Annotated in this window: 9 protein-coding genes; all 9 read left to right on the top strand. The window is 66.5% G+C overall.

What is annotated here, in order from left to right:
• Positions 1–2: 2 nt before the first annotated feature.
• The 9 genes from AOP74_RS11115 (at position 3) to nirB (AOP74_RS11075) (ending at position 14266) form a co-directional block, all read left to right on the top strand.
• Positions 3–944 carry a uroporphyrinogen-III synthase gene (locus AOP74_RS11115; protein ID WP_061962421.1) on the top strand — a complete coding sequence of 314 codons (942 nt, stop codon included), beginning with the start codon at positions 3–5 and terminating at the stop codon, positions 942–944.
• A complete protein-coding gene (hemB, locus tag AOP74_RS11110; RefSeq protein ID WP_061962420.1) occupies positions 941–1924 on the top strand; it encodes a porphobilinogen synthase in 984 nt (327 codons plus the stop codon). The genes AOP74_RS11115 and hemB overlap by 4 nt, the downstream gene beginning before the upstream one ends.
• Positions 1921–3213, top strand: coding sequence for a glutamate-1-semialdehyde 2,1-aminomutase (gene hemL, locus AOP74_RS11105; protein ID WP_061962419.1), 1293 nt, complete (start codon positions 1921–1923; stop codon positions 3211–3213). Before hemB ends, hemL begins: the two co-directional genes overlap by 4 nt.
• A gap of 312 nt (positions 3214–3525) precedes the next feature.
• Positions 3526–4932: an MFS transporter gene (locus tag AOP74_RS11100; protein WP_061962418.1), complete on the top strand. Its 1407-nt coding sequence runs from the start codon at positions 3526–3528 to the stop codon at positions 4930–4932.
• Between the two features lie 86 nt (positions 4933–5018).
• Positions 5019–7109, top strand: a complete 2091-nt coding sequence (locus tag AOP74_RS11095; RefSeq protein ID WP_236683826.1) for a molybdopterin oxidoreductase family protein — start codon at positions 5019–5021, stop codon at positions 7107–7109.
• Positions 7106–8596, top strand: coding sequence for an FAD-dependent oxidoreductase (locus tag AOP74_RS11090; protein WP_061962417.1), 1491 nt, complete (start codon positions 7106–7108; stop codon positions 8594–8596). The genes AOP74_RS11095 and AOP74_RS11090 overlap by 4 nt, the downstream gene beginning before the upstream one ends.
• Positions 8597–8598: 2 nt before the next feature.
• Complete coding sequence (gene nirB / locus AOP74_RS11085; RefSeq protein WP_236683815.1) at positions 8599–11172, top strand: nitrite reductase large subunit NirB; 2574 nt, start codon at positions 8599–8601, stop codon at positions 11170–11172.
• Entirely contained in the window at positions 11169–11576 is a 408-nt protein-coding gene (nirD, locus tag AOP74_RS11080; RefSeq protein ID WP_061962415.1) for a nitrite reductase small subunit NirD, read from the top strand. The genes nirB (AOP74_RS11085) and nirD overlap by 4 nt, the downstream gene beginning before the upstream one ends.
• A 128-nt stretch (positions 11577–11704) precedes the next feature.
• Positions 11705–14266, top strand: coding sequence for a nitrite reductase large subunit NirB (gene nirB, locus AOP74_RS11075; protein WP_061962414.1), 2562 nt, complete (start codon positions 11705–11707; stop codon positions 14264–14266).
• The last annotated feature ends 1 nt before the right edge of the window (position 14267 follow it).

Genomic DNA, 14267 nt, shown 5'->3' with positions numbered 1-14267 from the left:
CTATGGACCTGTCCGCACTTCAGGGAAAGCGACTCCTGGTGCCCGTCACCGCGCAGCGTCGTCACTTGGCACGCCGACTTTCGGAGGCAGGAGCCCTTGTTGAAGAGGTTGAGTTCATCGCCATCACGGGTCCGTCATCGCCGGAGCGGCTCCAAGAAGCCACCCTCGCGTGGTGCTCGGGCGACTATGACTGGATGGCGGTGACCAGCCGCAACGCTGTGACAGCCATGGACTCCGTCGCTCGCGCTCGCGGCATGCGCTTGGGCAACCCCCAGCCTGACGCCAAGGTCGCCACGGTGGGCGAGGCGACACGGACCGTGTGCGAGTCCGCCGGGCTCGCGATCGACCTAGTCCCCGAGTCCAAGCAGAACGCTCGCGGAATCGTTGCAGATTTCCCTGACGGCCCGGGGCGTGTGCTCTTGCCGCTGGGCAACCTCGCATCTCCGGTGCTGGAGCGTGGACTTGCCCGCAAGGGATGGAAGGTCGACATCGTCGAGGCGTATCGCACCGTCGACGGAGACGGACCGGACCCCGATGTGCGCGAGATGCTCGCCGACGGTGGCTTTGACGCAGTGTTGTTGACCTCCGGGTCGGTCGCAGAACGGCTCGCGGCCACCGTGCCCGAGATGGCGGCAGACACGACCATCATTGCGATCGGCGACATGACGGCTGCCGCCGCGCGCGCAGCGGGAATGACCGTTGCGGCTGTCGCCCAGGCGCCGTCGTACGACGGAATCGTCGCCGGGTTGCTTGAGGCGCTCGACCCCTCCGAGGAGTCCGAGGAAGAGGTTGACCCTGCGGAGAGCTCGGAGAGCGCTGAAAGCCCCGAGAGTGCTGCAAGCGCCGATATCTCCGAGAGCGCCGCGTCGAGCGCTAGCGCTCCGTCGGCACAGTCGCCTGAAGAGGGCGACGATGACGGTGACGAGGACCAGGAGAACCGATGACGTTCCCGCAGCGCCGTCCGCGCCGGCTGCGCACCACACCTGCGATGCGCCGTCTGGTCCGCGAGGTGCGCCCGCAGCCTGCACAGTTGGTGTTGCCGCTGTTTGTGCGCGAGGGTCTCACCGGGTCCCGTCCCATCGAGTCGCTGCCGGGCGTGAGCCAGCACGGTCTCGACTCGCTGCCGGCTGTCATCGACGAGGCGGCAACTGCGGGCATCGGCGGCGTCATGCTGTTCGCGATTCCCGATGTTCGCGATGCCACGGGCACGCAGGCCTGCGCGCGCGATGGCATCTTGAACCTCGCGATCGACGTGGCCGCCAAGGCCGCTGACGGCCGCCTTGTAGTAATGGCTGACCTGTGCCTCGATGAGTTCACGGACCACGGTCACTGTGGCGTCCTGGCCGATGACGGCACGGTGGACAACGACGCGACGCTCGAGATCTACGGCCAGATGGCTCTCGCCCAGGCCCGCGCCGGTGCTCACGTGCTTGGTCTCAGCGGCATGATGGACGGCCAAGTTTCAGCCGTGCGCGCGGTGCTTGATGACGAAGGCTTCACCGACACGAGCCTGCTCGCCTACAGCGCCAAGTACGCTTCCGCGGCCTACGGCCCGTTCCGCGACGCCGTCGAGAGCCAGCTCGTCGGCGACCGCAAGACCTACCAGATGGACCCCGCGAACCGTCGCGAAGGCCTGGTCGAAGCGAGCCTTGACGAGACCGAAGGCGCGGACTTCCTCATGGTCAAGCCCGCCCTCCCGTATCTGGACGTGCTCGCGGACGTCGCCGCAGCATCGGCCGTCCCCGTGGCTGCCTATCACGTGAGTGGCGAGTATTCGCAGATCGAGGCGACTGCCGAACGCGGCTGGATCGAGCGCCGCGCCGCACATCTTGAGGCCGTGACCTCGATGGTGCGTGCCGGCGCAGACATTGTCATGACGTATGCGGCCGTTGAGGCTGCGCAGTGGTTGAAGGAGAACTCATGAGTGCACGTAGCGAGCGAGCCGAAGCGATTCTGCCCGGAGGCGTGAACTCGCCCGTGCGGGCATGGAACGGCGTTGGGGGAGAGCCCACGCCTATTGCTTCCGCGCACGGCGCGCGCGTGGTGGACGCGGATGGTCGCGAGTACATCGACTACGTCGGCTCATGGGGCCCCGCAATCCTGGGTCACGCTCACCCGACCGTCGTCCAAGCCGTCCAAGAGGCTGCCGGCCGCGGACTGTCGTTCGGCGCCACCACGGAGCGCGAGGTCGAGCTCGCTGAGGAGATTCGCGGCCGTTACGCACCCGCAGAGCGCGTGCGCCTGGTGTCTACCGGCACTGAGGCCACGATGACCGCGATTCGGCTCGCGCGCGGCGCAACCGGTCGCGACATGATTATCAAGTTTGCGGGCTGCTATCACGGGCACTCCGATGCGTTGCTCGTGGCCGCGGGCTCTGGCTTGGCAACCTCTGGGGTTCCTGACTCCGCAGGCGTCACCGCTGGGGCAGCCGCTGACACCTTGGTCTTGCCTTACGGCGATGAGGACGCACTGACCGCGGCCTTCGCGGAGCACGGCGAGCGCATTGCCGCCGTCATCACCGAGGCCGCGCCCGCAAACATGGGCACGATCACCCCGCCCCGTGGATTCAACCGACTCATGGCAACGCTGTGCCGCAACGAAGGCGCGGTGTTCATCGTCGACGAGGTCCTCACCGGCTTCCGTGCCGGGCCCGCAGGCTACTGGGGCGTTGAGCGTGACCTCGACCTGGCGGCCGGCGTAGAGCCGTGGCAGCCCGACCTCGTGACGTTCGGCAAGGTCATCGGCGGAGGCATGCCTGTGGCTGCCCTCGGTGGACGTGCCGACCTGATGGAGCAGCTCGCGCCACAGGGGCCGGTCTACCAGGCAGGAACTTTGTCGGGAAACCCTGTTGCGGTTGCCGCGGGGCTCGCCACAATGCGTTTGCTCACCGATGACGTGTACACCGGAATCGCTCGCAGGGCCGATGCTCTGGCTGAGGGTGTCTCCGGGGCGCTGGATGCCGCTGGGGTCACCCACGCGGTGGGCCGCGCAGGGACGCTGTTGTCCTTCTTCCTGGGACTGTCCGAGGCTCCCGTGCGGTTTGATCAGGCCGCGGCGCAGGACACGGACGCTTTTGCGCGCATGTTCCACTCCCTCAACGGTTCGGGCGTGTACTTGCCGCCCAGCGCATTCGAAACTTGGTTTGTTTCGCACGCACACACCGACGAAGACATCGCCGCGACGGTCCAGGCCGTCGCGAGTTGGGCGTCCTAACCACCGAGTTCCCTCGCAACTGGTCACGTCCCCGACTGCCGTTCTAGTAGGGGTTTCAGGTCGCTTTCGGCCCGAAAGCGACCCCAGAACCCTACTGAGGCGTCCCCTACGCCAGAGCACTACAAGCCTCACCTCACCGCGGCCTCCGCTGTGAAGTGAGGAAGAGTTCCCAGGGGTTTCACACAAACCGCCGCTAGGCGAAACACCACCCTCCTACCTTGAGAGTTGTCCGAAAGGCACGCCGATGCGGGGCGCACCTTGAGCCGATGAAGGCCCGGACATCCACCACACAAGGTTTCCCTGGGAGGGGTCATGGCCATTCAGGATCGGCAGGACGAGGCACCCGCATCGCTCGAGCCCGGCGTCATTGGGCGCGGACGATGGATTGAACGCTGGACCCCGGAAGACGAGAACTTCTGGGAGGCCAAGGGCAAGGCGATCGCCTTCCGCAATCTCGTGTTCTCCATCGTGGCCGAGCACATTGGCTTCTCGATCTGGATGCTGTGGTCGATCGTGGTGGTCCGGATGTACGGCACCTACGATGACGCAGGCGTCTTGGTCGCTGCAGGAGCCAACGGCTGGGCGCTCACCGCGGAGCAGGGACTGACCTTGCTGGCCGTCACCTCGGGTGTCGGAGCGTTCTTGCGCATCCCTTACACCTTCGCTGTGCCGATCTTCGGCGGTCGCAACTGGACCGTCATCTCTGCACTGCTGCTGGTCATCCCCACTCTTGGACTGGCCTGGGTCGTGGGCCGGCCGGATACCTCGTTCGGCGTGCTACTCGCAATCGCCGCGACGGCCGGGTTCGGTGGCGGAAACTTCGCCTCATCGATGGCGAACATCACGTTCTTCTACCCGGACAAGGAAAAGGGCTGGGCGCTGGGCCTGAACGCGGCCGGCGGCAACATCGGTGTCGCGGTGGCGCAGAAGCTGGTCCCGATCGTCATCGGAATCGGCGGAGTTGGGCTTGCGATGGCGGGTCTGGTCTACCTGCCCCTGGCCGTCGTCGCAGCGGTCCTCGCCTTCATCTTCATGGACAACCTGCGCGAGGCCAAGGCTGATCCCAAGCCCACCGCGCGCTCCGTCCGTCACGGTCACACCTGGTTGATGGCCTTCCTCTACGTCGGCACCTTCGGCTCCTTCATCGGCTACTCGGCCGCGTTCCCTACGCTTCTGACCGTCGTGTTCGAGCGCCCCGACATCGCGCTGACGTGGGGCTTCCTCGGAGCGCTCCTGGGCTCCTTGGCCCGTCCTTACGGCGGCAAGCTGGCGGACCGCTTTGGAGGGTCGATCGTCACGATCATCGCCTTCGTACTGATGGCCGGCGCCGGGCTGATGGCCGTGGAGGGCATCCGCCAGGAGAGCCTCGGATTGTTCTTCGCATCCTTCATGGCGCTGTTCCTGATCACGGGAATCGGCAATGGCTCGACCTACCGGATGGTGCCGTCGGTGTTCAACCGTCTGCGTGACTTCAAGGGTGACGGTTCCGAGGAGTCGAACCTCGACTTCAAGCGCCAGAGTGCAGGGGCCATCGGAATCATCTCGGCGATCGGTGCCTTTGGCGGTTTCTGCATCCCGTTCGTCTACAAGTTCTCGCGGGAGCTGTTTGACGGCTCGATCGTTCCCGCCCTCCAGCTGTACGTCGGAATCTTCCTCGTCATGGCGCTCCTCACGTGGGTGTTCTACCTGCGCAAGGGCGCACGAATGGCGGGGGTGTAAGCGTGCCCGCATCGCACGGCACCGCGTCGCCCGGGCATGCCATCGCCTCGGGCGACGCGGTCGCGAGCCACTGCCCGTACTGCGCTTTGCAGTGCGCTCAGTCGCTCGCGCCCACACCCGCTGGCCGGCTTCCTCTCGAGGTGACCGGCCGCGAGTTCCCCACGAACCGGGGCGGGCTGTGCCAAAAGGGCTGGACCTCCGCAGAGGTACTACGGGCCAAGGACCGCATCACGACTCCGCTCGTGCGCAGCAGCGACGGCGGCTATCGGGAAGCGGACTGGAACGAGGCGCTCGATCTGGTCGCCGACGGCATTCGGGGAATCCAGGACCGATGCGGCGCGGACGGCATCGCCGTGTTCGGCGGCGGGGGACTCACCAATGAGAAGGCTTACGCGCTGGGCAAGTTCGCCCGCATTGCCCTCAAGACCCGATTCATCGACTACAACGGGCGTTTCTGCATGTCGTCCGCGGCCGCAGTCTCCAACCGCTCGCTGGGGATGGACCGGGGACTGGGATTCCCGCTCAGTGATTTGGGTGGGGCCGATGCTGTGGTCGTCGTGGGATCGAACATGGCGGCAACGATGCCTCCCTTCGTGCAGCACTTGGCTGGAGCGCGCGAACGCGGCGGGCTGATTGTCATCGACCCGCGTGAGACCGCAACGGCGCGCCTGGCAAAGGACGGCCAAGGCATGCACTTGGCGCCGGTGCCCGGGACGGATCTTGTGGTCCTGCTGGCACTTGCGCATGTGATCCTCGCGGAGGGGCTCGCCGACCGCGACTACCTTGATGCTCGTACCAACGGCCTCGACGATATCCGTCGCTCCGTCGCGGCCTGGTGGCCCGAGCGCGCGGAACAGGTGTGCGGAGTCCCGGCCGAGGGTCTTCGCTCTGTTGCTCGTCTCCTCGCGGCTGCGTCACCGTCTCATGGTGGCCGTGGCGCGTATGTCCTCACCGGGCGCGGCCTTGAACAGTCCTCGCAGGGCACTGACGGCGTGTCGGCTGCCATCAATGTCGCTCTGCTCTTGGGGCTCATTGGTCGCGAGGGTTCAGGCTTTGGGCCCGTCACGGGTCAGGGCAATGGCCAAGGGGGTCGCGAGCACGGTCAGAAGTCCGATCAGCTCCCCGGTTACCGAATGATCACCGATCCGGCTGCCCGTGCTCACGTGGCGCAGGTGTGGGGAATCGACCCGGATGACCTCCCCGGTCCGGGAGTCCCCGCGGTGGAGTTGCTGACCACGCTCGGCGAGCCGGGAAGCCCCCAGGGCTTGCTTGTGCACGGGTCCAACGTGGTGGTGTCCGCTCCCAACGCAGATCGCGTGCGAGCGGCACTCAGCCGCCTCGAACTGCTTGTGGTGTGCGACATGGTTCCGTCCGAGACCGCCCTCATGGCCGACGTCATCTTGCCTGTTACTCAGTGGGCCGAGGAAGACGGCACCATGACCAACCTCGAGGGGCGCATCATTCGCCGTCGTGCAGCCGTGGCCGCGCCTGGTCAGGCGCAGAGCGAACTGTGGATCCTGCGTGAACTCGCCGCCCGGCTGGGAGCCCCGACAGGCTTTTCCACCGACCCAGGTGAAGTCTTTATGGAACTGACCCGAGCATCGGCCGGAGGAAAGGCCGACTACGCGGGTGTCACCTATGAGCGCCTCGACGCGGGCGAGGAGCTGTTCTGGCCCGTCCCGGCCGCGGACCACCCAGGAACGCCGCGTGTGTTCCTCGACGGATTTCCGACTCCGGACGGGCGCGCTCGCATGATCGCGGTCGACCACCACGGACCCCGAGACGACGTACGCGCCGACGCACCGCTGCACCTCATCACGGGCCGCGTCCTGCAGCACTACCAAAGCGGCGCACAGACCCGCCGCGTCGACGAACTCAACGCCGCGCAGCCCGAGCCGTTTGTGGAACTCCACCCGGTGCTTGCCGATCGCTTGGGGCTGCGCGAGGGCGACATTGCTGCGCTTACCACCGCCCGCGGGGAGGCGCTCGCGGCCGTGCGCGTTAGCGAAGCGATTCGTCCCGACACCGTCTTTATGCCCTTCCACTGGCCGGGGGTGGGAAGCGCGAACAGGCTCACCAACGACGCCACCGACCCCATCAGTGGCATGCCCGAATTCAAGGTCACCGCCGTGGACATTGCGCCAGCGCGAACCACCGAGGAGGCAGCAGCACTGTGAACGTCATCGTGATTGGCCACGGCATGGTCGGCTCTCAGTTTGTCGAGGACCTTCTCGCCAGCGATGAGCATGCACATGTCACGGTCCTGGGACGCGAACCCACTGGGCCATACAACCGCGTGCTGCTGTCGAGCGTGGTGGCAGGGGCGACAGATCCCTCGATGCTCGCGATGAGCGCCGCCTCCGGGGACCGCGTCCGCGTGCTTGATGGTGTCGCGGCAGTCGACATTGATCGCGACGCCCGCACTGTGACCGACTCCCGTGGCGACGTGCACCGCTACGACCGCCTCGTGTTCGCCACCGGGTCGCAGGCACGCGTACCGGACATTCATGGCATCGCGACCGACCGCGGTCTCATCCCGGGCGTCACCGTCTTGAAGGATCTTGCTGACGCGACCGGAATCGTGAAGCGCATCCCCAAGGCGCGCAGGGCGGTCGTGCTGGGTGCGGGCGTTCTTGGCCTTGAGGTCGCCACCGGGCTCGCCGCGCGGGGAATCGCCGTCACTCTGGTGCATCACTCGGGCCGCGTGATGGAGCGCCAGCTCGGCGACGCGGCGGCGAACATCGCGACCGGCTCTCTCGCAAAGCTTGGCGTCCGCGTCGTCACCGAGACGTCCGTTGCTGAGGCGCTGGACCGTCGCGGCGTATTGCAGTCCGTGCGGCTCACCGACGGCACCCAAGTGTTGTGCGACCTCCTCGTCATGTGTGCGGGCACGCAGCCATCGACCTCGCTGGCGCGCCGCGCCGGGCTGCCCTGCGAGCGCGGGATCGTCGTCGACGACGCGCTCGCATCCCCCGCGGACGACCGCGTCTTCGCGATCGGCGACTGCGCCCAGCCACCCGAGGGTGGCACCGGGTTGGTGGCGCAGGGGTGGGACCAGGGTTCACGACTGGTTGCGTTGTGGACGGGGCGGGCCGATGCCGGTCGTGAGTCGGACGACGACCTCACCAACGTGGTGCGCGTCAAGGCGCAAGGGCTCGACCTCGTGACCATGGGGCTGTCGGGCAAGTTTGATCACGGCGAGCGGGAACTGCGGGCCGTGCGGATCTCGGACCCGGCCGTGGGGCGCTTCGTCGAGGTCGTGGTCTCACACGGGCTGCTGGTTGGCGCGACGGTCGTTGGCGACAAGGCGTGTGCTGCGGAACTGTCGGCCATGTACTCGCGCATGACTCCGGTGCCGCCGGATCCGGCGCACCTGATTGTGCGGCCGTTGGCCTCTGCGGCGTCAGCGGCAGTGAACACCGATCCCGCACAACTGGGAGACGACGACACCGTGTGCCAATGCAACACGGTGTCCAAGGGGCGCATTTGCTCCGCCATTGATGACGGGTGCGCGAGCGTCGACGACGTCGCCCGCGCCACCCGGGCCGGAACCGGATGCGGCGATTGCCGCTCCGTGGTGGCCGCACTGATTCAGTCCCGCGACGCCGCCCAGGCGCCTTCGGGCGACAAAGTTCCCGCACTCGCGGGACACGGGGAAGGATGAGCATGACTGCACAGGAACACATCGTTGTTGTCGGCGGCGGCATGGTGGCGCACCGCTTCGTCGAGGCGTTGCGCGCTCGCGACGGGGACAACCGGTACCGGGTGACGGTGCTGGCGGAAGAGCCGCGCGCGCCGTACGACCGAGTGGCGCTGACCTCGTACTTCACCGGACGTGACCCTGAGGACCTCGCGCTGGGCGAGCCTCAGCTGTGGGAGGACCCCTTGGTCCGCCTCGAGCGGGATGCGCGCGTCGTGGAGATCGACCGCGAGAACCGGGTCGTCACGGACGTGCACGGCGTGACCTATGTGTACGACCACCTCGTGATGGCGACCGGCTCTTACGCCTGGACTCCACCCACCGAGGGCGCTGACCTTCCCGGCGTGTTCGTGTACCGCACTATTGACGATGTCGCGGCGCTGCGCATCTTTGTGGAGCAGCGACGCAAGGACCTGGGCCGGCCGGTTCGCGGCGCGGTCATTGGTGGTGGCCTGCTGGGGCTTGAGGCTGCGGGAGCTCTCCAGGAGCTCGGCGCGCATTCCACTGTGATCCAGTTTGTTGACCGCTTGATGAACCTGCAGGTCGATGAGGGCGGCGGCCGGGCGCTGACCCGCCTGATTGAGCAGCTCGGTGTCGCGGTCAAGTGCAACACCGCCACGCAGGCTATCAAGCCGGACAAGACCGGCAAGGTCGGGCGCCTCGTGTTCGCCGACAAGGCCGAGCAACTGGCCGATGTCGTGGTCTTCGCGACGGGCGTGCGGCCGCGCGATGAGTTGGGTCGCGAATCCGGCATGATGATCGGGGAGCGTGGCGGCATCGTCGTCGACGACACCTGCCTCACCGATGACCCCCACGTTTCCGCCATCGGCGAGGTCGCGTGCATTCAGGGAGCCTGCATCGGCCTCATCGCACCGGGAAACACCATGGCGGAGATCGCTGTGGACCGCCTGCTCGGTGGCGACTCGACGTTCCCCGGAGCCGACACGTCGGCGAAGCTGAAGCTGCTGGGTGTCGACGTCGCCTCCTTCGGTGACGCCTTCGCGACGACCCCGGGAGCGCTTGAGCTCACGTATGCCGACCCCGTTGCCGGTGTGTACAAGAAGCTCGTGGTGACCGACGACGCCCGTACCCTCCTGGGCGGAATCCTCGTGGGCGATGCCTCGGCCTACGCCTCGCTGCGCCCGCTGGTGGGAGCCGAACTGGGCGGCGACCCCGCCGGATGGCTATTGCCTGAGGGGGCAATCGAGCGCCCCAACGTCGAGCTGCCCGATGAGGCGGGCGTGTGCTCGTGCAACAACGTCACTGCGGGCTCGATTCGGTCGGCCGTTACCGATGACGGTTGCACGGACCTCGCCGGCGTGAAGGCCTGCACCAAGGCAGGAACCTCCTGTGGATCCTGCCTGCCCTTGGTGAAGAAGATTGTGGGCACCGAACTCGAGAAGTCCGGTGTGGAACTGTCGAACGCGCTGTGCGAGCACTTCGACATGTCGCGCTCGCAGTTGTTCAACGCGATCCAGGTCAGCGAACTGCGCACGTTCTCCGAGATCATCGAACGCCACGGCTCGGGGCGCGGCTGCGACATCTGCAAGCCGACCGTGGGGTCGATCCTTGCGAGCCTGTACAACGAGCACGTGCTCGCTCAGGATCGCGCGGCGCTACAGGACACCAACGACCGCGTCATGGCGAACATGCAGAAGGACGGCACCTACTCGGTGGTGCCACGTGTGCCTGGCGGCGAGATCCTTCCCGAACACCTCATCCTGATCGGCGAAATCGCCAAGGAGTACGGCCTGTACACAAAGATCACGGGCGGACAGCGCATCGACCTCTTCGGTGCACGCCTGGACCAGCTCCCCGGGATCTGGACGCGGCTGGTGGACGCCGGCATGGAGTCCGGGCACGCCTACGGCAAGAGCCTGCGCACCGTGAAGTCGTGCGTCGGTTCCACATGGTGCCGCTTCGGTGTCCAGGACTCGGTCGGCATGGCGATCGCGCTGGAGCTCCGCTACCGCGGACTGCGCAGCCCCCACAAGCTCAAGTTGGGAGTGTCCGGCTGCGCCCGCGAATGCGCGGAGGCCCGTGGCAAGGATGTGGGCGTCATCGCCACCGACAACGGCTGGAACGTCTACGTAGGCGGCAACGGCGGCTTCACGCCCAAGCACGCACAGCTGCTGGTCGAGGACGTTGACGACGACATGGTCTTCAAGGTGATCGACCGCTACCTGATGTTCTACATTCGCACCGCTGATCGCTTGCAGCGCACAGCGCCATGGCAGGAAGAGTTCGAGGGAGGCCTCGACGCGATTCGCGAGATCGTCGTCGACGACTCGCTCGGCATCTGCGCTGACCTCGACGAGCACATGGCCCGTCACGTGGACTCCTACGAAGACGAGTGGAAGGCCGTACTGAACGACCCCGAGCGCCTCGCTCAGTTCACCAGCTTCGTCAATGCTCCCGAAGAGCCAGACCCATCCCTGGCATATGTGGAGCAGCGCGGCCAGCGCCGCCCCGCCACCACAGAGGAGCGCGACTCTGGCGCGGTCCTCATTGCCCCCACCCGCTTGGAGGTTCACTCATGACGACCACAGCATCGGCCCATTCCACCGAGCGCACCGCACTCGCCGACCCCCATCCCACGCGAGTCTGCGCCCTCGACCGGCTCACCCCCGACCTAGGTGTCGCAGCGCTCGTCGACGGTGTTCAGGTGGCGGTTTTCTTGCTCGATGACGGCTCCGTCCACGCGGTGCAGAACCTGTGCCCGTTCTCCGGGGCGTCGGTCATGAGTCGCGGCATCACGGGCTCACGGGCCGACGAACCGACCATCGCCTCGCCGATTTACAAGCAGGTGTTCTCCTTGCTGACCGGCGCCTGCTTGGCGACGATGGACAAGGAGCCGCAGCCGGGCTTGGAAGGGCGCCTGCGGGTGTATCGCGCCTGGGTGGAATCCGGCGAGGTTTGGGTCGACATTTCGGACTCGCACTAGGGACAAAGTCATGGTTCGTGGCCACGGGTGCTTCCTACACTCGAAGTACTTGGGTGACGCGCGAGGGCCGCGCGGCGTACGCCGCCGCAAGGGCCGATGCGTGCGGGCGCCAGGGGAGGAGGCGCACCATGGGTGCGAAGCGAGTTGTCGTCGTCGGAGCGGGCATGGTTGCCCAACGATTCGTACAGTCCCTGCGCGCGGATGACACCGACGGGCGCTACGAGATCGAGGTCTACGGAGAAGAGCAGTACGCGCCGTATGACCGCGTCGCACTGACGAGTTTCTTCGCCAAGGCTGGACCCGAGGAACTCCTCCTGGGTTCACAAGACCTCTGGGACGACCCCAACGTCACCCTCCACAGTTCAACCCGCGTCGCGGCGATCGATCGCGATGCCCAGACCGTGACGCTCGACGATGGATCGCAGCGGTCCTACGACGAACTTGTGCTCGCCACCGGTTCCTCCGCGTGGGCGCCGCCCGTGCCTGGCGTCGACCTTCCCGGGGTGTTCATGTACCGCACCCTTGACGACGTTGCGCAGCTGCGGGATTGGGTGCGAGCCAAGCAGGCCATCGTGGGGCGGCCCGTGCGCGGTGCCGTCATTGGTGGCGGACTCTTGGGGCTCGAGGCCGCGGGCGCCCTCCAGAGCATGGGTGCCACCGCGACGGTGGTCGAGTTCGCGAACCGTCTCATGGCGCTGCAGGTGGATGACTCCGGCGGCGAGGCCCTGAAGTCGCTGATCCAGCGCCTGGGGGTCCAGGTCAAGTGTGGCGTCGCGACGAGTGAAGTTGTCGCTGACGCGGACGGAAACGTTGGCACCTTGAAGTTCTCCAACGGCGGCGAACAACTCGTGGATGTCGTGGTCTTCGCCACCGGCATCCGTCCCCGTGACGACCTCGCCCGTGCCGCCGAACTGCAGGTGGGGGAGCGCGGTGGGGTCGTTGTCGATGATGCTTGCCGCACGGAGGACCCGCACGTGTCGGCAATCGGCGAATGCGCCGCTGCCTCCGCTGACGGCTTCATGTCGATTGGCCTCATTGCGCCGGGAAACACGATGGCGGACGTCACCGCTCACCGGCTGTTGGGCCGTGCGGAGGTCTACTTCGGCGCGGACACCGCAACCAAGCTCAAGTTGCTGGGCGTCGACGTCGCCTCCTTCGGCGACGCGTTCGCGACGACGCCCGGTGCGCTCGAAGTGGTCTACTCCGACCCGTTCTCTGGCGCGTACAAGAAGCTCGTCATGACCGACGACGCGTCCGTTCTGCTGGGCGGCATGTTCGTCGGAGACGCCTCCGCATACGCGACCCTGCGACCCATGGTGGGAGCCGAGCTGCCCGGCGACCCGTCCAGCTGGATCCTTCCCGAAGGACAGGCAGAACGGCCAGACGTCGAACTGCCCGACGCCGCCAACGTGTGCTCGTGCAATAACGTCACGGCAGGATCCATTCGCCACGCAGTCAACGAGGACGGCATTCACGACCTCGGCGAACTCAAGTCGCACACCAAGGCCGGCACTGCCTGCGGCTCGTGCCTGCCGCTGGTGAAGAAGATCCTCAATACCGAACTCGAGAAGTCTGGCATCGAGGTTTCCGAGGCACTGTGCGAGCACTTCGCGATGTCGCGCGCCTCGCTCTTCAGCGCCATCCAGGTGGCGGGACTGACGACCTTCACCGACATCATCGAGCGCTTCGGTTCCGGGCACGGTTGCGACATCTGCAAGCCCACCGTGGGCTCGATTCTGGCCTCGATCTACAACGGTCACGTCCTCGCCGACGACCGCGCCGCACTCCAGGACACCAACGACCGCTTCATGGCGAACGTCCAGAAAGACGGCACCTACTCGGTGGTCCCACGCATCCCCGGCGGCGAAATCACTCCGGACAAGCTCATGGTGATCGCGGAGGTTGCGCAGGACTACGGCCTGTACACAAAGATCACGGGCGGTCAGCGCATTGACCTGTTCGGCGCCCGCCTCGAGCAACTGCCTGAGATCTGGCAGCGGCTGGTGGATGCCGGCATGGAGTCCGGACACGCCTACGGCAAGTCCCTGCGCACCGTGAAATCCTGCGTGGGATCGTCCTGGTGCCGCTACGGCGTCCAAGACTCTGCGGGCATGGCCATCAAGCTCGAACTTCGCTACCGCGGACTGCGAAGCCCTCACAAGATCAAGGTGGGCGTTTCCGGTTGTGCACGCGAGTGTGCCGAGGCGCGCGGCAAGGACGTGGGCGTCATCGCCACCGAGAAGGGCTGGAACGTCTACGTGGGCGGCAACGGCGGATTCACGCCCAAGCACGCACAGCTCCTCGCAGAGGACGTCGACGAGGACACCGTCTTCCAGGTAATCGACCGCTACCTGATGCTCTACATCCGCACCGCTGACCGCCTGCAGCGCACCGCGCCATGGCAAGAGGAATATGAGGGCGGACTCGACGCGATCAGGGACGTCATCCTCAACGACTCCCTCGGCATTTGCGCCGACCTCGACGAGCACATGACCCACCACATCGACACCTACGAGGACGAGTGGAAGGCCGTGCTGAGTGACCCCAAGAGGCTGTCTCAGTTCACGAGCTTCGTGAACGCCCCCGACCAGGCAGACCCCACCCTCATGTATGTCGAGGAGCGCGGCCAGCGCCGCCCCGCGACACCCGCCGAGCGAGCCGAGCTCGCCGCTGCCGGATCGGAGAAGTAAT

It is taken from the genome of Demequina flava, from assembly GCF_000975035.1.
GTDB lineage: Bacteria > Actinomycetota > Actinomycetes > Actinomycetales > Demequinaceae > Demequina > Demequina flava.
The sequence above is the reverse complement of the archived record's forward strand: the minus strand, read 5'-3'. Positions and strand labels throughout refer to the sequence as shown.